Here is a 21,356-nt window from a genome sequence, read left to right as displayed (position 1 = left end):
GACAGTTTCCTTCTTGAAAGACTGGCCGCGAGCGGACTGTTGCCTGTCCGCAGCCATCGTGTGCTGCGGGTCTTTCTAGAAGGTGTCCTTGTCCGCCATGTCACTGGCGGGTCTTGATTTGTAACGTTTTGTGCGGCTGCGATCCAATCTCAGCCGCGCGTCTGCCTCGGCAGCCGGCGATAGCGGATGGCGCGCCGGTGGTAGGTGTAGGCGACGTGCAGGGCTCCGTCGGACGTCTCGACGATGCTCGGATAGGAGAATTCGCGGTTGAGCCCGTCCCTGGAATTGTTGGTCAGGCAGTAGCCGTCGCCGGTTTCCAGATCGAGGCGGTCGTGGAAGGTGAGGCCATCGCCTGAAAAGGCGAGCGACATCGGCGCGCGGGGCGTGCCCCAGATCGCCGTGCGGGCAGGAGCCGAAGGCGCTTCCACACCGGCAGACTGCCCGGCGTATTCCTCGGGCTCGCCGTCTTCCTCGATCTCGTCATAGAGATTGAGGCGGCGTTCCATGTCGTCCGTCGCGGCCGAATGATTGTAGACGATGGCATAGCCGCCCTCGTCCAGCGCGATCATCTGGATGGAGGAATTGTTGTTGGGCAAGTCCGTCGGTTCGGGCCGGGACCAGGTGAGGCCGTCGTCCGCCGACCGGCTGGCATAGACGTGGTCGGCGAAGCGGCTGCGGTAGACGGCGAGATAGGTGTCGCCGCCGGCCGGCACGATGTTCATGTGCACGCAGCCGGTGCTTTCGGGCACCTCGACCGTCGTCCAGCTCCCGCCGTTGTCGGACGAGACCAGGACCGCGCTGGTGTCGAGGTCGCCGCCCCATTTGCCGCCGGGCGGGGCGATGCAGCGGAAAATCGGCAGCAGGATGTTGCCGCTGGCCGTCACCACAGGCGGCTGGCGCACGAAGGTGCCGGGGGTCTCGACGAAGGTCTCGATCGGGCCGAAGGTGCGGCCGTTGTCGGTCGAAACGCGGCGGCGGACGATGGCCGTGTCCTGGTTGCCGAAGCGCTGGGCCGTGAAGAGCAGCCAGACCTCGCCGCCGGGGGCATTGAAGAGGATCGGGTTCTGCTCGGAGCGGCCGGCGTCCTCGGACATCATCTCCGCCGGCGACCAGCACTCGGCTCCGGGCTCCAGCCGCGACATGTAGATCGAGATGTCGGAGGCGCCCTCCATGCTGCCGCCGAACCAGACGCAGGCGAGCGTCCCGTCGGGCAGACATGCGAGATTGGCGGCATGGTTCTGGATGCAGGGGGAGGGCAGGAAGGCCTCGCTTGCCCCTGGCGCCACGGTCGAGGGGCGCAGCACACCGTCCATCGCCAGCGTCATGTCCGTCGCCGGCGCGCTCATGACGCGGGCTCCATGTCGAGCCTCGCCATGGCCGAAGCGAGCATTGCGGCCTCGTCCTCGGTGATCGAGACGAGCGGCGGGCGGGTGCGGCGCCAGCCGGCGTTGCCCGTCTTGATCGCGACCATCGCCTTGATCGAGGGGATCTGGACGTAGGAGTTGGAGATCGTCCGCATCGCCACCACGCGGGCCTGTGCCTTGTCGACGAGATCGGCCCTGTCCGGGTCGGCGTGGCTCTGGAACACGGTGACGAGGTCCGCGCCGACGATGTTCGACGTTGCCGTGATGCAGCCCGCGCCGCCCTTCTTGAGGAGCGGCAGCATCAGTGGGTCGGCGCCGGGGAAGACGGCAAAGCCCGGGAAGCGCTCCAGCAGCATCTCCATGTTGGCGATGTCGCCGGCGCTGTCCTTGATGCCGACCACGGTCTGCGGATAGCGCGCCACCAGCTTCTCGATGAGGTCGGCCGGGATCGGAATGCCGGATACCTGTGGGATGTGATAGAGCACGACCTTCAGGCGGTCGTCGGCGATCCGGTCGATGATCGCGCTGTAGGCTGCATAGAGGCCCTCGACCGAGACGCCCTTGTAGTAGCTCGGCGGCAGCATCACGACCTTTGTGACGCCGACCGACAGCGCGTGCTTCGTCAACTCCACAGTGTCCGGAATCGCGTTGAGCCCCGTTCCGGGCATCAGGCGGTCGGCGGGCAGGCCGCCAGCCAATGCGGCCTCCAGGATCTGCCTGCGCTCGCCGATCGAGAAGCTGTTGGCCTCGCCGGTGGTGCCGAGAAGCGCGATGCCGCAGCCTTCCTCATGGAGCGTCCTTGCGTGGTCCACGAAAGCGGGAAGATCGGGCGAGAGGTCGGCGTTGACGGCAGTCGTCGCCGCGCACCAGACGCCGTTCAGGGATGTTGCCGTCATGCGGCCCCCTTGCGCGCGGCCGGCTTCGGATTGGCGGCGAGCTTGCGGCCGTAGGCGATGGCCGCGTTCATGTTGACGTGATTGGCCTTGCCGGTGCCGGCAATGTCGAAGGCGGTGCCATGGTCGACCGAGGCGCGATCGATCGGCAAGCCGAGCGAGACGTTCACCGTCGTGTCGAAGGCGACGAGCTTCATCGGGATATGGCCCTGATCGTGATACTGCGCGACGACCAGATCGAAAGCGCCGGCGTGAGCCCGGTGATAGACGGTGTCCGGCGGGATCGGGCCGACGGCGTCGATGCCTTCCGCGCGGGCCATCTCGACGGCTGGGACGATCTGCAGCCGGTCCTCGTCGCCGAAGAGGCCGTTCTCGCCGCAATGCGGGTTGATGCCGGCGACCGCGATGCGCGGCCTTTCCACGCCGATGCGGCGGAAATGTTCGTGTCCGGCGCGGATGGTCGCAAGAATCCGTTGGGGCGTTGCCCGGTCGATGGCCGTCTTCAGCGAGACGTGGGTCGAGACATGGATCGCCGACAGCTTTTCGGAGGCGAGCAGCATGAAGGAGGCCTTGGAGCCGGTGAGCGCGGCCAGCATGCCGGTGTGGCCGTCATAGTGGTGACCGGCGTTGTTGAGGGCTTCCTTGTTGATCGGCGCCGTCACGATGCAGCCGATCCGACCGGCCATGGCGTCGTCGACGGCGCGGGCGATGAAGCGGAAGGCCGCGTCACCGGCCCGAGTGTCGAGCTTGCCGAAGGGGATCGGCTCGCCTTCGATCTCGACGTTGGCGACCGCGATCTCGGACGGGCCGGCCTTGTCGAGGTCGGCAAACGTCAGGTCAGAGCCGACGCTGCGGGCGGCGGCCTCCAGGACCGGAATGTTGCCGTAGACGATGGTGCGCGCCCGGTCGTCCGGCGACATCTCGGCGAGCGCCTTGACGGTGATTTCTGGGCCGACGCCGGCGACGTCGCCGAGCGTGATGCCGATGGGAAGGCGGGTTGGAAGGCCGGTTGGAAGGGATGACGTGCTCATGGCATCAACTGTCCGCCGTTGACCTCGATGACCTGACCGGTGATGTAGCCGCTCATGGCTTCGTTCGCCAGGAATTCATAGGCGCCGACGCAGTCGTCCGGCGTGCCGAGGCGCCCCATGGGGATGCCCTTGAGAGAAGCGGCGAGCTGCTCGGGCGTCGAGTTGACCGCGTGGAAGTTGGTCTCGATCACGCCGGGGGCGACCGCGTTGACGCGGATGTTGTGGGGCGCAAGTTCCTTGGCGAGGACGCGGGTGATCGTGGAGACGAAACCCTTGGCCGAGCCGTAGAGGCCGGCGCCGTCGCCGCCGCCGGTGCGGGCCGCGATGGACGTTGTGTTGATGATCGTGCCGGCCTTCTGGTCCATCATGATCTGGGCCGCGCGGCGGGCGGCGAAGAAGACGCCGCCGATGTTGAGGTCGACAACGTTGCGGTACTGCACGTCACTCGCCCCAGCAATCGGCGTGCGGCCGAACATGGTGCCTGCATTGTTGATGACGATGTCGAGGCGGCCGAGACGGTCGCGTGCCTCATTCACCAGTGACGTCGCCACGGCTCCGTCACTGACGTCGCCGCCGATGTGGGAGGCCTTGCCCCCGGCGGCTGCAATGGCGTTGACGACGGCCTCGGCCCCATCCCTGTTGGCGTTGTAGTGAACGACGACGTCCACCCCAAGCTCGCCGAAGCGGCGCGCGACGGCGGCGCCGATCCCCGAACTCGCCCCGAATATGAGGCATGTCTTCCCGTTCAGACTCACGGCCGTCTCCTCCAGCGTCCATCACGCGGCGAGGATCGGACTCGTCTATCCGAAATCTCGCCGGGCTTTTCTCTCGATCGGATTTGTCGTTTCGGGCCGAGTGCGGCCCGAAATCCACCCAAGGCTCGGCGTTCGCTCTGTGGTCATCTCGTGGTGCGACACCGACTGTCATGACAAATTGCCCTTCACATGTCCAACATGTCAATAGACCTGTCGAAAATTCTGCGCGATGCAAATTGCGTCTAGTGTTCTGTTTTTCTTGGTATAAGGCGAAAAACTGGCTCTTCCGTCAGAAATTCTCCTGCAAAAATTTGCCTATGTATGTCATGTTGTATTGACAAGATAGACAAGTCGTCGTTGACTGTGGCCTCGAAGATTGCCCGACGAATGGGTGTTCCGAGGAAGGCCAGGCTGGAGGAGCTAATGGCCGTCAGGGAGGAAGATCGATGACAGGACCGTTTGTGGTATCGCGCCGCAAGGCGCTGATGCTGGGCGCGACCGCGCTCGGCAGCATTGCCGTGATGGGATCGGGCATGCGCAGCGCCCGGGCGGCGGATCAGGTGCTCCGCATCGCGCACCCCGTCTTCGACATGGACTGGTCGCCGCTGCGCGGCGGCGGCGCGCACCAGCGCCAGACGTCGCTGTGGTGGGCCTCGCCGATGTATTTCGACGAGAATGGCGACATCCATCCCTATGTCGTCACCTCCTGGTCGTCCAACGACGACAAGACGGAATGGACCTTCAAGATCGACGACAAGGCCGTCTTCTCCGACGGCAGCCCGATCACCGCGGCCGACATCAAGGGCTCGTGGGAACTCGGCGCCATGCCGTCGACGAAGAACCAGCGCGTCAACCAGGTGATCGGCGGCGTCGAGGGCTATGACGCGGTTTCCGGCGGCAGTGCCAAGGCGCTTTCCGGCGTCTCGACCCCGGACGACAAGACCGTCGTCGTCAAGCTGGCCCAGGCCGATCCGATCTTCTACATGCGCGTCGCCAACCACATCGTGCCGGTGGTCAAGGCCTCCGAGGCGCGCGACGACAATGGCGAAGAGGTGATCGAGTGGTGGAGTCCGGAAAGCGGCGGCGTCTCCTCGGGGCCCTTCAAGCTGACCGAACTCGACCTCGATGGCGGCGTGCTGGTCTTCGAGCCGAACGAGAATTTCTTCGGCCAGAAGCCCAAGCTGAGCCGCATCGAGATCCGCACGGTCGAGGACGCGGTGACGGCGACCTCACTGATCAAGAGCGGCGAGTTCGACGCGCACACGGAACTCGTGACGACCACCATCATCCAGGACCTCGGCCCGGAATTCGCCGCCGGCCCCTTCATCCCGACCAGCCAGCACTTCTGGCTCGACCTCTCCAAGAAGCCGCTCGACGATCCGAAGGTGCGTCAGGCGCTCATCCTCGCCGTCGACCGCAACGGTCTCATCGAGGCGTCGTTCCCGGATGGCCCGCACAAGAAGACCGACCAGATCCTCAACTCGGTTCCGGGTGTCGACGAGAGTTTCGAGCCCTATCCCTATGATCCGGAGAAGGCCAAGCAGTTGCTCGCCGAATCCAGCTACGGCGGGCCGGAGCGGCTGCCCAAACTGATGATGGTCGGCGTATCCTCGCCGGCGATCGAGGCGGCGGCGCAGTATATCGCCGAGCAGTGGCGCCAGAACCTCGGCATCACCGCCGTGGAAATGAAGCCGCAGCAGGACGGCTATTCCGGTCCCGACCAGGCGAACGTGCAGATCTTCCGCGACGACGTCGGCACTCGTGTGCCGGACGCGGCGAGCTACCTGCTCGGGTCGATCTATTCGGGATCTTCCAACGCCAAGAACAAGCTCGGCGGCTACAAGAACGCCGAGATCGACACGCTGTTGGAGACGGCCTCCGCCAAGGCGGTGGACGATCCGGACCGGATCGCTCTCGCCCAGAAGGCACAGCGCACGTTCCGCGAGGACTACTGCTTCATCCCCTGGTACATGCAGGCGATGTCGCGCTGGGCCAAGCCGAACGTCAAGGCGATGGAAAAGAACCTCGACTGGCAGATCGTCCGTCCCTGGGACATCGAGATCACCTGATCCTCCCTGCCGGAGCGGGGCGGTCCACCGGGATTGCTCCGCTCCGCTTTTTTCGTGACCTCAGGCAGGGGTGCCGGACGTAAGATGGGCATGGCCCGCGGTTGCAGGCCGTGCCCGACAGGGCAGGGTGCCGGCGTTCTTCGGAGCGGAGACAGATTCACATGCTGCGATATATCCTGAAGCGCCTGCTGCTCTGGATTCCGACCGTTCTCATCGTCCTGCTCGGGGTCTATGCGCTGGCCTTTTACGGCGCGGGCGACCCGATCAAGCTCATCTTCCTGCGCGCGCCGGGCGACGTTGCCTACAATCCCGAGCGGATCGAGGCGATCCGCGCCAGCGCCGGCCTCGACCAGCCGTTCCTCGTCCAGTTCGCCAACTACGTCTGGAACCTCCTGCACGGCAATTTCGGCAATTCGCTGATTTCCGGGCGGTCAGTCTGGCGCATGGTCTCGGCCGCAGCACCCGTCTCGGGGCAACTCGGTCTGATGGCGATCCTGCTGACGGCCGTCGTCGCCATTCCGCTCGGCGTCATCGCGGCGCTGAAGCAGAACAGCCGCACGGACTATGTGATCCTCGGCTCGGCGCTGTTCCTGTGGGCGATCCCGGCCTATGTCGCCGGTCCGCTGCTGATGGTGCTGCTGATCACGCTCCTGCCGGGCGACAACGTTCCCTATGGCTGGGGCGGCATCTTCGACGTGCGCATCATCCTGCCGCTCATCGTGCTTTCCTTTCAGCCGATCGCGCTCATCGTGCGCCAGACCCGCACGGCGGTGATCGAGATCCTGTCGGAGGACTTCGTGCGCACGGCACGGGCCAAGGGCGTGCCAGAACTGATGGTGGCGCTGCGCCATATCCTGCGCCCCGTGTTGACGCCGGTCGTCACCCAGCTCGGCCTCATCATGATCACCATCGTCAACGGCGCGATCTTCGTGGAGCTGGTCTTCGGCCTGCCGGGCCTCGGGCGGCTCACCGTATCGGCTCTCCTCAACAACGACTATCCGGTGATCCTCGCCATCACCCTGATCGGCTCCTTCCTCGTGATGGTCTCGAACCTCCTCGTCGACGTGGTCTACCCCGTTCTCGATCCGCGCGCCTCCAGCGCGCGCAGCAACTAGTCAGGGTCCGCGCCATGAGCATGACCTCCGCCGCCATTCCGGCCGAACCCATCGAGAAGCCGGCTTCGCTCTGGGGCGATGCCTGGAACCGCCTGAAGCGCAACAAGCTCGCGATGGTCGGCCTCGTGCTGGTCGCGCTGCTGGTCTTCGTCGCAATTTTCGGTCCCTGGCTGACGCCCTACGATTTCCTCGAGCAGAACCTCAAGGTGCGCAACGAGCTACCGTCCTTCGCGCATTGGCTCGGCACGGACGACCTTGGCCGCGACGTTGCGAGCCGGGTCATCTACGGCGCCCGCACGGCCACGGTCGTCGCCATCGTGGTGACGATCATCGCGATGATCATCGGCATCGCGCTCGGCTCGATTGCCGGCTATTTCGGCGGGCTGCTGGATAGCTTCATCATGTGGCTTACGGACGTCACCATGTCGATCCCGAACCTTCTCCTGGTCGTCGTGATCTCGACCTCGCTGAAGCCGCCGCTCGCCAACTGGATGGAGGCGCGCTACCTCGAAACGCTCAATCCGATCTACCGCAACTCGGTCTGGATCGACTTCATCCTCGTCTTCGGCTCGATGGCGCTGATCACCTGGCCGCCCTATGCGCGTCTCGTCAGGGCGCAGGTTCTCTCGATCCGTAACCGGCCCTACGTCACGGCGGCGCGGGCGCTCGGGCTTCCCACCCACACCATCATCCTGCGCTACATCGTGCCGAACGCGGTCGGACCGCTGGTGGTCGCCGTCAGCGCTGGCCTCGGCACGGCCATGGTGCTGGAAAGCGCCTTTTCCTTCCTCGGTGTCGGTGTTCATCCGCCGACCCCGAGCTGGGGCAACATGATCTCGGACGGCCTGCGCGTCTGGCAGCACTATCCGCATCTGCTCGCCGCCCCGGCCATTGTGCTCGGTCTTGCCACCATCGCCTTTTCCTTCCTCGGCGACGGGCTCAACGACGCGCTCAACCCGAAGGGCCAGAAATGAACGCCATCACCTCCCTGTCGGCAGCACAGTCTTCCACCGAACAGGCCCCGATCCTCTCGGTGGAGGGCCTCAAGGTCGAGATCGACGGGCGCTACGGTCCCGCCACCATCGTCGACGGCATCTCGTTTCATGTCGGTGCGGGCGAGACGCTGGGCGTCGTTGGCGAGTCCGGCTGCGGCAAGAGCCTGTCGATGATGAGCCTCGTCGGCCTGCTGCCGTCCAAGATCCGGGTGGTCGGCGGAAAGGCCGCGTTCGGCGGGCAGGATCTCCTGTCACTCAGCCAAAAGCAGTTGCGCCAGGTGCGCGGCGGCGACATCGGCTTTGTTTTCCAGGACCCGATGACCTCGCTCAATCCGGTGATGCGCATCGGCGAGCAGCTCATGGAGCCGCTGATCTACCATCGCGGCATGAGCCGGAAGCAGGCGCGGGAGCGGGCCGGGGAGTTGCTGCGCCTTGTCGGCCTGCCGGGCGGCGAGGCGCGGCTCGACAACTTTCCGCACGAGCTTTCCGGCGGTATGCGCCAGCGCGTCATGATCGCCATCGGCCTTGCCTGCGAGCCGAAGCTTCTGATCGCCGACGAGCCGACGACGGCGCTCGACGTGACGATCCAGGCGCAGATCGTCGAGCTGGTGAAGTCGCTGCGCGACCGGCTCGGCATGTCGATCATCTGGATCACCCATGACCTTGCGCTGATCGCCGGCCTCGTCGACCGGGTCATCGTCCTCTATGCCGGGACCGTCGCCGAGAACGCCCCGGTCGACGCGCTCTACGCCGAGCCGCTGCATCCCTATACGCGCGGATTGCTCGCCTCCATCCCGCGCATCGACGAGGGGAGCGAGCCGGCAAGGCGGCTTGCCTCGATCGGCGGAACGCCGCCCGAGCCGTACAAGCGGCCGAAGGGCTGCCCGTTCGCGCCGCGCTGCCCGGCCCGCCTCGACGTCTGCGACAGCGTCATGCCGGCGCTGATGCAGGCTAAGGGCGCGCGCCCCGGCCATGAAGTCGCCTGCCATGCGGTCAACGCGCCGGCCGGCCAACCCATGGAGGCCCGCTCATGAGCGCCGTGACCGCCGAGACGACAACCCCGACCTCCGCCGCGCCTGCGGGCGAGCCCCTGATCCGGGTGCGCGATCTCACCAAGCATTTCCACGTCCGCCTCGGTGCCTTCGGGCAGGAGGGCGCCGTCGTTCATGCGCTTGACGGCATAACCTTCGATGTCATCGAGGGCGAGACGTTGAGCCTTGTTGGCGAATCCGGCTGCGGCAAGTCCACCGCCGGCAACACGATCCTCAGGCTCAATTCGCCGACCGCCGGCGAAATCGTCTACAAGGGGCGCGACCTTGCCCGGCTCAGCGAGAAGGAACTGCGGCCGCTGCGCGCCGAGCTTCAGGTCGTCTTCCAGGATCCCTATTCGACGCTCAATCCGCGCATGACCATCGGCGAGGAAATCGCCATGCCGATGCTGCATCATGGCCAAGCCACGAAGAAGACGGTGGATACCAAGGTCGCGGCGCTGCTCTCCGATGTCGGTTTGCCGGCGCGTTTTGCCTCGCGCTATCCGCATGAGCTTTCCGGCGGCCAGCGCCAGCGCGTTGTGATCGCCCGTGCCCTTGCCTGCAATCCGCGCTTCGTCGTCTGCGACGAGGCGATCTCGGCCCTCGACGTGTCGGTGCAGGCGCAGATCATCAACCTCCTGCAGGATTTGCAGGAGAAATACGGCCTCACCTATCTCTTCATCGCCCATGACCTTGCGGTCGTGCGGCATATCTCGACCCGCGTCGCGGTGATGTATCTCGGCCGCTTCGCCGAGCTTGCCCCCTCCGCCGAACTCTTCGAGAACCCGCTTCATCCCTATACGAAGGCCCTGCTTTCGGCGGTGCCCGAGCCCGATCCGGTCACGGAGCGCACGCGCCAGCGGCAGATCCTGCAAGGCGACGTGCCGAGCCCGATGGATCCGCCCTCCGGCTGCCGTTTCCACACCCGCTGCCCGATCGCGACCGACATCTGCCGGGCGGAGGTGCCGGAATGGCGCGAGGCGCGGCCGGGCCATCACGTTGCCTGCCACCTTGCCGGGGAAGGCGGTGCCCCGTGACCTTGCGGCTCGCCCTGATCGCGGATGACCTGACCGGGGCGCTCGACACCGCCGTTCCCTTCGCTATGGCGGGTCTCGAAACCGTCGTGGCGCTCGACGTGGATCATCTGCACAAGGCGATCGCATCGGGCGCCGAAGTGGTCGCCGTCGCGACGGAAAGCCGCGCGGTCGGAGCCGAGACGGCAGCGCGCATCGTTCGGCGGGCGGCGAAACTCTTCCGTCCGCATGCGCCGGGGATGGTCTTCAAGAAGGTCGATTCAAGGCTCAAGGGAAATGTCGGGGCCGAGAGCGCGGCCATCGCCGAGGTCTTCGGCCTTTCGCAGGCTCTGGTTTCGCCGGCCGTTCCCGATCAGGGCCGGTTTGTCGTTTCCGGCAGCGTGACCGGGCGTGGCGTCGCCGAGCCGATTGCCGTTTCGCCGGTTTTCGAGGGCTCGGGTCTGGCGGTAACGGTCGAGGATGCGGCGGACGATAGCGACCTTGACCGGATTGCGGGCCGGATCGGTCTTACTCACGGGCGGCTGCTGGTCGGTGCTCGGGGGCTTGGGGCGGCTCTTGCCCGGCAATGGCGCAAGACAGACAGGCCCGCCGCGTTCCGCCCCTCGCGGGCAAGTCTTCTTGCCATCGGTTCCCGCGACCCGATCACCGCCGCCCAGGTCGAACGGCTTCGACGGCTCCGGCCCGAGGTCATGATCGCGGACGCTCCGGCCGGACGGGTTCCCTCTTCAAAGACCGGCTTTTTGCCGGCGGTCCTGCGTTGTTGTGGCGAGATGACCGAGGACCCCGCCGATGTCGCGGAACGGTTCGCCAAGGGCGTGCGGCGATGGCTCGACGACAGGGGCGCGGAGACGCTGCTGGCGTCGGGCGGGGACACCGCTCTTTCCATCTTGCGGGGCTTCGGCGTCGGCTGGGTGAGGCCTGGCGGCGAGGTCGCGGCGGGAATGCCGTGGATGACGGTGACTTTGCCACTTGGCAAGAACTTGTGCGTGGTTGTCAAATCTGGTGGATTTGGCAACGATGACGTGCTGGCGGCGCTGTTGCCCGCGCCGGCATTGCGCGCTCTGGGGGGCTAGGTGTTGGAAGACGGACAAGGCCGAAGCCGGGACGAGGACATGGACCCACAGCCGGGTGACAAGATTGCGGCCGCACGGCCGAGTTTTGCCGCCGCGCCGCGAGGCGGCGGGCAGCGGCTTGGCGACCGCGTCTACATGGAGCTCAAGGCCAGCATCGACCGGGGCGAATATCCGCCGGACTCCCGGTTGCCCGGCGAACATGAGCTGGCGGCTGCCTTCGGCGTGTCGCGGCCCATCCTGCGCGATGCCCTGGGGCGCCTGCGCGACGAGGGCTTCATCTACTCGCGGCAGGGCGCCGGCAGCTTCGTCAGGGCGCAGCGGGCGGCGAGCGCAGTGCTCAGCTTTGCCCCCGTCGGCACCATCGCCGATATCCAGCGCTGCTACGAGTTCCGCCTGTCGATCGAACTGGACGCGACCTACTTTGCCGCCATGCGCCGCAACGATGCGGCCCTGACCAAGATGGAGGAGGCGCTCAACCTCCTCAATGACGCCACGCGGCTGCATCGTCACCGCGAGGATGTCGACTTCCAGTTCCACCGCTCGATCGCGGAGGCGGCGAACAACCACTATTACACGTCGACGCTCGATGCCCTGCGCCAGCATATCGCGGTCGGCATGCACCTCCACGGCCAGACGCTGATGGGCCCCGGACCGCAGCTCGAAAAGGTGTTCGAGGAGCATCGCTCGATCTTCAAGGAGATCGTGGAGGGCCGGCCAGACGGCGCGCGCGAGGCGATGCGCGGCCATCTTGAGGGATCGCGCCAGCGCCTTTTCGGGGGGCAGATGCTTGACCTGTCGCTGGACGGGACCAACGGCCACTGACCGGATCCGTGACGAACAGCCCCGGGCGCGATCAGCCCTTGCGAAGAAGAATGGCGACGGACGGGTCGAGGCCCGTCCGTTTGCGGCAGAGGCGCACCAGGAACAGCGACGAGACGGTGGTCGTCGTCGCCCAGACGATCGCCGCGCCGAGGGCGCCATAAACCGGCACCACCACGAAAAGACCGACGAGGCGGATGGCGAGCGTCACCGCGATGACGCGCGGATAGACGGTCTCGCCGCCGAGCGTCAGCAGAACGGTGGGGGCGGGGCCGCAGAGCGCTGTCAGCGCGGCCGCGGCGGCAAGGATCAGAAGCGCCGGGTAGGCCGAGACATAGTCGGGGGAGAAAAGGCCGAGGAGGAAGGGGCCGAAGGCCGCGATCGCCACGCCGATGCCGGCGACGAGCATGAGGGCGATCGCCATGATGCTCTTCAGCATGTGGACGAGTTCGCCGCGCGCATCGCTGAAATGGAGCGCCGACAGGCGGGCCGACGAATAGCTGTTGAGCCCGCCCGTCATGACGCTGAAGACATTGGCAAGGCGCGTCGCGACGAAATAGGCTCCGGCCTCGAAGGGGCTCGCGAAGGCGCCGATCACCAGCACCTCGGCATACTGGCCGCAGGCCTCGATGCTGGCGGCCGACCACATGGCCAGCGCGCGTCGCCGCCATTTGGGCTGGTCGGAGAGATCGAGCAATGTGGGCATCTTCGCCAGCCGGCTGCGAAGCGCCGACGCCTCGACCGTGACGCCGATCAGCATTCCGAGGCTGGCGATGCCGAAGAAGAAGGCGAGGCTGACGCTGCCATGGGTGATCCAGGCCGCGGCGAGCGAAGCTGCCAGGATGAAGCGCCAGACGAGTTCCCTGCTCGGTTCGGAGACGAGGACGCCGACGACCGCGCGGGTGGCGTGGGAACCATAGTGCAGGAGCACCTGGGCGAAAACGAAGGCCGCGGCGGCAACGCCGACCGCCCAGTTCTCGGCCGGGTCGATCATCGGTCCGAAGACGGCGACCAGCGCCGCCAGAACGATGCCGCCGGAGATCGCGGTCATCCAGCCGCTCCTCAGGGCGCCCCGGGCTGCGGCGGGCCGCTTCTGGGCCATATACTCGCCCCAGGAGCGCATGATCAGCGTTTCCTGGCCGAGCGTTGCGACGACGGCGATGAGCGAGACCGCGTTGAACCAGACGGCGAGGCGGCCGAAATCCTCCGCGCCCATGCTGCGGGCCGCGAGCCAGAAAAGGATGAAGGCAAGGCCGGTGCCGCCGACCTTGATGCCGAGGGTCAGCGCCGCGCCGAAGGCCGATCGCCGCCGCTCGACCAGACGCCACACCCACGATGCGGCCGGGGAGCGTTCGGTCGCCTTCTTGCCGTTCAACATGGGATGCCCAGCATTTGATTCACTTTTTTTCGATTTTTCTGCACGGTGTGGCGGTAAACTTCGATAAATATGCGGGCAAATGTCTTCATGGACGCGAATACATGGAACGGGCGGCATTCGCCGGGGCTCTTGTTAGCAAATGATAGTTCATTCCGGGCAAATAAATGCAGTCTCGCTTGACGTGGACCTGCCCCGGGCACCGGGCGGTGCCCCCGTCGGTTTGTCCCATGGCTTCGGAATGCTTCACGCCGGCCACCGCGACACGGCTGTTCTGATTTGTCCGCCGTGGGGTTTCGAGGCTCTCTGCGCGCACAAGAGCCTGCGCATTCTCGCCGACCAGCTTGCCGACCGGGGTTATGCCGTCCTGCGCTTCGACTATCCGGGCACGGGCGACAGCGCCGTCGATCCTGAAGCGGTGGGCGACGTCGATGCCTGGCGTACGGCCGTCGTGGAAGCGGCGGAGGACCTCACGCGGCTTTCCGGCGCGTCTCGCATCGTTCTTTGCGGCCTCGGCCTCGGGGCTCTTCTGGCCCGGCTCGCGAGCCCCGATGTGCCCGCGCTCGGCGGGTTCATTCTGCTCGGCCCGGTCAGTGACGGCCGCCGTCATTTGCGGGAAATCTCCGCCTGGTCGGCGATGATCAACGACAAGATCGGTCTTCCGCCGGAGGCTGCCGCAACGGGTGGTGTCGGCATTGCCGGCTTCCGGATGCCCGATGCGCTGGCAACGTCGATCAAGGCTCTTCGCGCGGCGGCGCTGCCGATGCCGCAGGTGCGGCACTTCGTGGCCATGCGTCCCGGCCAGACCGTCGATGCCGATTTCACAGCGGCGCTGAAGGGTGCGGACATTGCCTGCGAGGCCATTGCCTTCGAGGGCTACGATCTCCTGACGGGCGATCCGACCTCGGCGCGCACGCCGGCTGAGGTCTGGAATGCGGTCGGAGCTTGGATGGACGCCAATTTTCCTGCCGAGGATGCCTCGTGCCCGCCGATGCCTGCGCCGCTCGCCGCCCAGGTTGGCGCGGCGTTCGAGGAAGAGGCGCTGCGCTTCGGGCCCGGCGATCATCTCTTCGGCATTCTCTGCCGGCCGGCGGGAGCGTCGGGTGCTTCGGGCGGCAAGGTCTTCGTCTTTCTCAACTCCGGTTTCGATCCGCATCTCGGCTGGGCGCGCTCGACCGTCGACAACGCGCGCGGGCTGGCGAAGGCGGGAATCGCCTCGCTGCGCTTCGATGCCGCCGATGTCGGCGACAGTCCGGCGCTGCCCGACAGTCCGCGTCAGGTGCTCTATTCCGAGGCGCAGGCGCGCGACGTCACGTCTGCCATCGACATGCTCGAGGCCCGGGGATTTTCGGATGTGATCCTTGCCGGTCGGTGCAGCGGCGCCTTCCTTGGCCTTGCGGGGGCGGTCCGCGACCCCCGCGTCAAGGGCGCCGTTCTCGTCAACATCCTGCGCTTTATCTGGAACCCGGAAGAGGACGTCGACGAGGCGATCCGCAACAGCTTCCGTTCGCTGGCGAATTATCGCAGCCGGATGCTGGAGCTGAAGACTTTCAAGCGCCTCTTCACCGGCGACATCGACGTCGTGCGGGTGAGCGCCGACGTCTTCCGCCGGATGAGCCAGAAGCTCGGCGTGCGCCTTGCCCCAGTGAGCTTCGGCATGACCAAATATGCGCGCCTTTATGATGAGGTGCACCGCCGCTTCCGCCTGCTCAGGGAGCGCGGAACGCGCATCTCGCTTGTCTACAGCGCGGACGATGGCGGCCTCGACGAGCTTTCGACCTATTTCCGGGCCGGGGGTGCGGGCCTTGCAGCCTATCCGAACACGACGCTGACCATCGTGCCGGACGCGGATCACAACATGACGCCGAGAGCTGCGCGCGAGGCGCTGCTCGCCCATCTCATCGATTTTGCCAGCAAGGGCTGAGATCAGCCGCCGTATCGCGCGCCGCGAAGACCGTTGACGGCGATGAGTTCGCCGGACGGCCTTGCCCCTTCGGGAGCGTTGGCGCGCGGGAGGAGGCGAATGCGGCGCGGCGCGACGGGCGGTAGGTGGAACCATTCTGCTTCGCCGCGAAAGTGCTCGTCGACGATATGGACCGACTGGGCGAGGCGGGCGGTGGAGATCTCCAGCCAATAGCCGCCGTCCTCAATCAGCGTCGCTTCCAGTCCAAGATCGTGCCGGGCATTGCCGCGGCCAAGCGGAAAATGGACGGTCTGCGAGAGAAGCATGCCGTCGGGACCGGACAGGCCTGCCACCACCGCATCATGGCTCGGCGGGCCGAAGCGGTAGGCATAGGTGAGGTCGAAGAAGGCGCCGGTCAGCTCGAAGGCGTTGATCGACTGGACCGAGCGCGGCGGCAGTTCCATGTCCTTTTTGGCGGAGAGAACGGGCTGGCGACCCTCGCGAAGGGCCGTCAGGGAAACCGTCGTCTCGATGGCCTCGGGCGTCTCGTTGACGAGATGGATGGCAAGGCCGTTGGTGCCCTCGTCCGTGAGGATCACGCGGATGGGCTGAAAGGCTGTCTTCAGGCCATGCCATGCCGGCTTCGGATTGCGGTCCGAACAGATGATACCCCAGCCGGCGCCGGCGGCAAGATCCTGAAGCGTCCAGACCAGCGCGCCGGCGCAGGACGATCCTGCGCGCCGCCACTCGTCGAAGGTCGCCGCCATCACCTCGGCGCTGACGGCGCGCGACAGGTCGAGGTAACGGACCGGGTCCTCGCGGCGCAGACGCGCCGGATCGACCTCGTAGAGGAGGGCGAGATAGTGGTCGCGCACGTCCTCGAAATCCCAGGAGGCGCCGAGATCGCGCGGAACGCCCGCCTTCCAGCGTGGATGATGCACGGCCGGAACGTTCAGCGTTGTCTTGAGGGACACCTCGTCGGGCACGTTGGCGAAGGCAAGGCTTTCGGCGGCGAAACGGACGTTGGCGCGGCGCGCATCCTCCAACGGACGCATATAGGCGCCGACGCCGTAGTAGTGCCCGACGCCCTCGTTCGGAAGGAAGGGCAGGGCGCCGCCCGAGGGCGAATTCTCCACATAGGGTACGTCGGGGCGGAGCCGCGCGGCAGCCCCAGCGAGGATGTCGGTGAAGAGCGGCGAGCGCCAGGCGCTTTCGGGCAAGCCCATCATCGCGCCCTGCTGCATCGCCTCGCTGCCGCCGCACAGAACCGCAAGGGATGGCGAGCCGGCGATGGACGTCAGGACGCTTTCGGCCTCCCGTTGGACCTCGGCGACAAAGTCGGGATCGCGGACGGGATAGTCGAAGTTGGCGAAGACGAACTCCTGCCAGACCATCAGGCCCAGTTCGTCGCAAAGCGCGAAGAAGTCCGGGCTTTCATAGAGCATGGTGCCGCCAACGCGGATCATGTTCATGCCGGCCTCGGCGGCAAGACGCAGGAAGGGCTCGTAGTTCTGGCGCGCGCCGGCAAGGCTCAGGATATCGGCGTTGGTCCAGCAGGCGCCACGGCAGAAGACGGGCGTGCCGTTGACCCTGAGGCCGAAGCCCTTGCCGTCCTCTCCACGATCGGCCTCGATGCGGCGAAAACCGGTGCGGCCGAGATCGAGCGTCGTGTCGCCGACGGTCAGGCTCACGGGGTAAAGCGGCTGGCCGCCATGGGTGGCCGGCCACCAGGGCTCGACATCGAGACTATCGAGCCGGCCTGAAAACGTCTTGCCGTCGTCGGAGGTGAGGACCGTCGTCCCGCCGGCGCAGGACAGGCTGGCATTGCCGGCCGCGCCCTCGATCTCAAGTTCAACGTCGAGCGAACCCTTGCCGTCGAAGTCCGGTGTGATGCGCGCACGGCGGACGACCGGCCGGTCAAGCGCTTCGATGCGGATCGGACGATAGGGGCCGATCGCTTCGATGCTCGGGCACCAGCCGGGCATATGGCCGAGCAGCGTGGTGCGGACGAGGCGAAGGCCCTGATTGGGAATCATCTGCGGCCGCCAGCGGGCGCGGGGGCCCTTCTTGCCGAGTTCCGGCCGCAGCGCGCGGAAGCACAGGGCCAGCCGGTGCGTGCCCGACAGCGACACGTTACATGTATGCTGCACGAACATATTCTTCGTTGCGGCGATCCGCTCACCATCGAGATAGACGTCGCAGAAAGTCGCAAGACCATCGAAGACGAGGCGGAAGCGGCCCTCGCCGGAAAGCGGCGCGAGATACCAGTGATCGTCGTCGTGAAGCGGTGTCGGGTCGTTGCGGTCGAAGCATCCGGCCGCTGCCAGAGCCTCTGCCACGGTGCCCGGCACGGGCGCGGGGATGGCGTCCGCGTCGGGAAGACCGTCGGGCGCCCTGAAAGCGCCGGCCGGCGTCGAGATCAGGGAGAACGCGCCGATGCATGCGGACGGGGACACAGCGCGATCCTGGAACGTCGTCACGCTTTGAACCTTGTCTCCAGATCGGCCATCAGCCGGTCCCATGCCGCCACCGCCGGATCGAGGACGCCCGTGAGCTTTTCGAACTTGCCGCGATTGACCGCGCGGGCAAGCTGGAACTGGGCGCTCTTCATCGTCTCGGCAATGGCGCGGGCGTCAGCACCGTCCTCGCCGAGCCAGTCGAGGTGGCTGGCGAGCAGTTCGAAGTTCGAGCCGAACTGTCGCAGCGTGTTGAAGGCGTAGTGATGGAAGGCGGCAAAGGGCCGACCGGCAAGGTTTTCGGCCTGCGCCGGGAAGACGGCGGCGAAGGCCGCGATCGGGTTTTCCGCCGGGCGCTGGGCCAGAGCGGAGGCAAGGCGCTTGCAGGCGTCGGCCTTCATGTTCCCGTCCTCGGGGGCGGGGCCGAACTTCACGAATTCCGTATAGGGCAGGAACAGCGGCCGTTCGCCGTCGGCACCGGGCGTGCGCTGGAAGACGCCGTCGAAATCCTCGCCTTCGAGGGTGAAATAGCCGGCGTTGTGGAAATACTCCATCCGCCGTCCGGTGATGTCGAGCCGGTTGATGGCGACCGTCGTCTTGCCGTGCTCCGTGTGATAGGCCACACCCTGCGTATCCGGCAGGTAGAAGCCGTCGACCTCCACGAGGCAGAGCCGGCCACGGGCGATCTGGGTCGTCACGTGATCCTCGACATGCTCGAAGATCGCCAGTTCCTGAAGCCTCAGGCCGTAGATCGCCTCAAGGTCGGCCGCGGGCACCTTGAAGAAGGTCGCCTGGTCGCCCTCGAAATCCTGCGTCACCGTGAAGCCGAGCATGGCCTCCGGCGCGTGGCCGAGGCTTGCCAGAACCTCGATCCACAGATCCATGAAGCAGTTGGTTTCCGGCCAGATTCGGTCGGCCGAATGCAGCGGGTGACGCTCATAGGCGGACGGATCGAGCGCGGGAAAGACGGCCGCGTCAAAGGCCGCCGACGCGCGGTCCTGCGTGGTCGGCTGCGGCATGATCGTCAACCCCAGAGCGTTTCGCGGACGGGCTTCGGCCAGGTCTTCACGTCAAGGCCGTGGTGGCGGAAGAGCGCGAGCGCCACGCGTTCGAGGCCAAAGCCGACGCAGGCGGTATGGGCCGTCTCGCCGGCGTCCGTGGCGATGCCCCAGGTCTGGCCGAAATGGTTCTGGTGATAGTTGAAGCTGAGGCAGGCCGTCGGGCTTTCCTCGCTGTTGACCGGCACCAGAAGCTCGAACTTCAGGCCCTGGTCGCGCTGGTTCACCTTCATCATGCGTCCGGCACGGCCGAAGAAGGGGTCGTTGGCGACATCGACCTTCATCGGCAGTGCCAGCGACTTGATGAGTTCCTGGCCTCGCTCCAGCCAGCTCTCGCGGAAGTCCACCACCTGCTCGGGCGTTCCGGCGCGGACATACTCGCGCATGCGGAAGAGCTGCATCCGGGTCGGCTCCAGCGAGGGCTCGTGGCGGAAGCAATAGGACTGGAGGTCGAAGAGCCGGCCTTCCGGCGGCAGGGGGCCGCGCTTGGCGATCACCGGATAGAGAGGGTAGCAGGCCGCAGGCGTCAGGACGACGTCCGTCGCCTTCTGTTCGCCGGTCCAGTCCTCGCCGGTCGCAAGGCATTCGATGATGCGGGCGTGACCCTGATCGTCGCCGCAGAAGCTGTGCACCGTGCCGGCAAGCTGGGGAAAGCTCTTCAGATAGCCGCTCTTTTCGAAATGCGGCCGGCTCATGCCGGGAGGAAAGCGCATCACCTCGGCACCGTCGGCCTCGCCATAGCGGGTCACCAGCGCATCGAAGCGGGCGATGACGTCTTCGAAAACGCCGCTGCGGCCGTAAAGGCCGTCGACGCCCGTCTCGATCAGCAATCCGCGGTCGAAGAGCTGATCGAGGAAACTGCCCTGAACATCCATGGTGGTTACCTCAGAAGGCTGGCGTCCTGCCGCTGCACGAGCAGCAGGTTCGACGTGTTGGCGAGGATGCGGTCGTTGCTGATCATCAGCCGCGCGGAGTGGGCATCGCGCAGATGCCGGCCGACACTGTAGGGCGTGCCGTTCTTGTAGCCGAGGATACCGGTGACCAGCAGCGCCTGGTCGACGACGGCGAGCACCTGCTCGGAGGCGGCAACCTTGACGTTGTTCATGGCGACGGCGAACCCCATCGAGGAGAGCACGTCCGGATCGGCCTTGGCAGCCTCGAAGCGTTCCAGACCCGACCGGATGCCCGAGCGCATGGCCTGCAGGACGCTGCCGGCCTCGGCCAGTCGCAGCGCGCCGGGGGGCGTTGCGCTCGGCTGCTTGCGGGCGGCGGCGCGCACGAAGGATTGGGCGCGGGCAAATGCGTCGACGGCAATGCCGTGCCAGAGCGAGGCCCAGAGCAGATGCGAGGTCGCCAGCATCGACTGGGCGGCGATTTCCGCGAAGGGCTTGGGGAAAATCTGCTCAGCGGCGACTTCGCCGCGCAGCATGAAGCCATCCGAGCAGGTGCCGCGCATGCCGAGCGTGTCCCAGTCGTTGGTCTTTTCCAGATCGTACTGGCCCTTGACGAGCACGGTCATGACCTGGTCCGACGAGGGAGCGTCGGGGTGGCGGCGCGAGGTCGCGAGGATGGCGTCCGCGTGGGAGCCGTAGGAAATGACGGTCGCGGCCTTTTCCAGCCGCGCCTTGTCGCCCTCGACCTCGACCGCACAGATGGAGTTGCGCAGATCGCCGCCGATGCCGGCCTCGGTCGTCGCCGAGGCGAGCAGAAGCTGCTCCCTGGCAACACGGCTCATGAATTCGGAATGCCACGCACTCTCGACGCCATGCGAGACGAGGCTCGACATCTTGATCTGGTGCATGGCGAAGATCATGCCGGACGCCGCGCAGGCCTGGCCGATGGCTGAGGTGACCTCGGCGACCTCGGCAAGGCTCGCGCCTTCGCCGCCGAGTGCGGCCGGCACCATGATGCCAAGGAGGCCCTTCACCTTCATGGCGGCGATGGCTTCGTGCGGGAAGCGGGCCTTGCGGTCGACGTCATCGGCGTGGGCGGCCGCGACGGCGGCGACTTCGCGCGCGCGTTCGCTGAGACTCTCGGTCTGGGCCGGGGCCTTGGCGTCAATCCGTTCGATGGCGCTCATGATGCATTCTCATGATCGCCGACGAGCTCGGCGACGGCCGCCGCAATCGAGGCGATCGACTGGAAGGTTCGCCGGTTCAGCATCGTTTCGGGAAACTCGATGTCAAAGGTGTCTTCCAGTCCCAGCATCAGCTGGACGGAGGCAAACGACGTCAGGCCGGCATCGTAAAGGTCACTTGTCTCGTCGAGCGCCTTGCCCTCAATTCCGCCGTGCTTCGAAATCAATTCTCGAATGGTCTGCTGCATCGCTAATATTCCCGAAATGACCGAGTGCTGTTCGTGACATTCAAAATAAGAGACAAATTC

At 66.2% G+C, this 21,356-nt stretch carries 18 protein-coding genes; 8 read left to right on the top strand and 10 right to left on the bottom strand.

Features of this window, described 5'->3' with window-relative positions; genetic code table 11:
- Positions 1 to 149: 149 nt before the first annotated feature.
- Genes HDIA_RS19820 through HDIA_RS19805 form a run of 4 tightly spaced genes read right to left on the bottom strand, consistent with a single transcriptional unit; the run spans position 150 to position 4,043 of the window.
- A complete protein-coding gene (locus tag HDIA_RS19820) occupies positions 150 to 1,346 on the bottom strand; it encodes a sialidase family protein (protein ID WP_425432907.1) in 1,197 nt (398 codons plus the stop codon).
- Positions 1,343 to 2,260, bottom strand: coding sequence for a dihydrodipicolinate synthase family protein (locus tag HDIA_RS19815; RefSeq protein ID WP_099557726.1), 918 nt, complete (start codon positions 2,258 to 2,260; stop codon positions 1,343 to 1,345). The genes HDIA_RS19820 and HDIA_RS19815 overlap by 4 nt, the downstream gene beginning before the upstream one ends.
- Positions 2,257 to 3,288 carry a 4-hydroxythreonine-4-phosphate dehydrogenase PdxA gene (pdxA, locus tag HDIA_RS19810; RefSeq protein WP_099557725.1) on the bottom strand — a complete coding sequence of 344 codons (1,032 nt, stop codon included), beginning with the start codon at positions 3,286 to 3,288 and terminating at the stop codon, positions 2,257 to 2,259. The genes HDIA_RS19815 and pdxA overlap by 4 nt, the downstream gene beginning before the upstream one ends.
- A complete protein-coding gene (locus tag HDIA_RS19805; RefSeq protein ID WP_245883989.1) occupies positions 3,285 to 4,043 on the bottom strand; it encodes an SDR family NAD(P)-dependent oxidoreductase in 759 nt (252 codons plus the stop codon). Before HDIA_RS19805 ends, pdxA begins: the two co-directional genes overlap by 4 nt.
- A gap of 446 nt (positions 4,044 to 4,489) precedes the next feature.
- Between HDIA_RS19805 and HDIA_RS19800 the strand changes: the two genes are divergently transcribed.
- The 7 genes from HDIA_RS19800 to HDIA_RS19770 all read left to right on the top strand — a co-directional run bounded on the left by HDIA_RS19800 (position 4,490) and on the right by HDIA_RS19770 (position 12,182).
- Entirely contained in the window at positions 4,490 to 6,112 is a 1,623-nt protein-coding gene (locus HDIA_RS19800) for an ABC transporter substrate-binding protein (RefSeq protein ID WP_099557723.1), read from the top strand.
- 161 nt (positions 6,113 to 6,273) lie between these two features.
- Positions 6,274 to 7,227, top strand: coding sequence for an ABC transporter permease (locus HDIA_RS19795; RefSeq protein WP_099557722.1), 954 nt, complete (start codon positions 6,274 to 6,276; stop codon positions 7,225 to 7,227).
- Positions 7,228 to 7,247: 20 nt separating this feature from the next.
- Positions 7,248 to 8,201, top strand: a complete 954-nt coding sequence (locus HDIA_RS19790; protein ID WP_099559041.1) for an ABC transporter permease — start codon at positions 7,248 to 7,250, stop codon at positions 8,199 to 8,201.
- Positions 8,198 to 9,256: an ABC transporter ATP-binding protein gene (locus HDIA_RS19785; RefSeq protein WP_099557721.1), complete on the top strand. Its 1,059-nt coding sequence runs from the start codon at positions 8,198 to 8,200 to the stop codon at positions 9,254 to 9,256. The genes HDIA_RS19790 and HDIA_RS19785 overlap by 4 nt, the downstream gene beginning before the upstream one ends.
- Entirely contained in the window at positions 9,253 to 10,290 is a 1,038-nt protein-coding gene (locus HDIA_RS19780; RefSeq protein WP_099557720.1) for an ABC transporter ATP-binding protein, read from the top strand. Before HDIA_RS19785 ends, HDIA_RS19780 begins: the two co-directional genes overlap by 4 nt.
- Positions 10,287 to 11,360, top strand: a complete 1,074-nt coding sequence (locus tag HDIA_RS19775) for a four-carbon acid sugar kinase family protein (RefSeq protein ID WP_099557719.1) — start codon at positions 10,287 to 10,289, stop codon at positions 11,358 to 11,360. Before HDIA_RS19780 ends, HDIA_RS19775 begins: the two co-directional genes overlap by 4 nt.
- 39 nt (positions 11,361 to 11,399) lie before the next feature.
- Positions 11,400 to 12,182, top strand: coding sequence for a FadR/GntR family transcriptional regulator (locus HDIA_RS19770; RefSeq protein WP_099557718.1), 783 nt, complete (start codon positions 11,400 to 11,402; stop codon positions 12,180 to 12,182).
- Between the two features lie 31 nt (positions 12,183 to 12,213).
- On the opposite strand, the gene HDIA_RS19765 is transcribed toward HDIA_RS19770, so the two are convergent.
- Positions 12,214 to 13,557: a lipopolysaccharide biosynthesis protein gene (locus HDIA_RS19765; RefSeq protein WP_099557717.1), complete on the bottom strand. Its 1,344-nt coding sequence runs from the start codon at positions 13,555 to 13,557 to the stop codon at positions 12,214 to 12,216.
- A 238-nt stretch (positions 13,558 to 13,795) separates the two neighbouring features.
- Here HDIA_RS19765 and HDIA_RS19760 point away from each other — a divergent pair, with 238 nt between their 5' ends.
- Positions 13,796 to 15,478 carry an alpha/beta fold hydrolase gene (locus HDIA_RS19760; RefSeq protein ID WP_157775744.1) on the top strand — a complete coding sequence of 561 codons (1,683 nt, stop codon included), beginning with the start codon at positions 13,796 to 13,798 and terminating at the stop codon, positions 15,476 to 15,478.
- A gap of 2 nt (positions 15,479 to 15,480) precedes the next feature.
- Here the strand turns inward: HDIA_RS19760 and HDIA_RS19755 are convergent, their stop codons facing one another.
- From HDIA_RS19755 to HDIA_RS19735, 5 genes are read right to left on the bottom strand one after another with little or no spacing between them, the layout of a single operon-like run.
- Positions 15,481 to 17,913, bottom strand: coding sequence for a glycoside hydrolase family 2 protein (locus HDIA_RS19755; RefSeq protein ID WP_157775743.1), 2,433 nt, complete (start codon positions 17,911 to 17,913; stop codon positions 15,481 to 15,483).
- Between the two features lie 20 nt (positions 17,914 to 17,933).
- Positions 17,934 to 18,932, bottom strand: a complete 999-nt coding sequence (locus tag HDIA_RS19750) for a DUF1839 family protein (protein WP_099559040.1) — start codon at positions 18,930 to 18,932, stop codon at positions 17,934 to 17,936.
- A 5-nt stretch (positions 18,933 to 18,937) separates the two neighbouring features.
- Positions 18,938 to 19,846, bottom strand: coding sequence for an amino acid--[acyl-carrier-protein] ligase (locus tag HDIA_RS19745; protein ID WP_099557714.1), 909 nt, complete (start codon positions 19,844 to 19,846; stop codon positions 18,938 to 18,940).
- A gap of 5 nt (positions 19,847 to 19,851) precedes the next feature.
- Complete coding sequence (locus HDIA_RS19740; RefSeq protein WP_099557713.1) at positions 19,852 to 21,051, bottom strand: acyl-CoA dehydrogenase family protein; 1,200 nt, start codon at positions 21,049 to 21,051, stop codon at positions 19,852 to 19,854.
- The gene (locus tag HDIA_RS19735) at positions 21,048 to 21,296 is read right to left on the bottom strand and encodes an acyl carrier protein (RefSeq protein WP_099557712.1); all 249 of its coding nucleotides are present in this window, start codon (positions 21,294 to 21,296) and stop codon (positions 21,048 to 21,050) included. Before HDIA_RS19735 ends, HDIA_RS19740 begins: the two co-directional genes overlap by 4 nt.
- Positions 21,297 to 21,356: the final 60 nt, after the last annotated feature.

Origin of the sequence: Hartmannibacter diazotrophicus (assembly GCF_900231165.1) — a bacterium.
GTDB classification, from domain to species: domain Bacteria; phylum Pseudomonadota; class Alphaproteobacteria; order Rhizobiales; family Pleomorphomonadaceae; genus Hartmannibacter; species Hartmannibacter diazotrophicus.
Note: the sequence above shows the minus strand (reverse complement) of the source record. Positions and strands in the feature narration are given on the sequence as shown.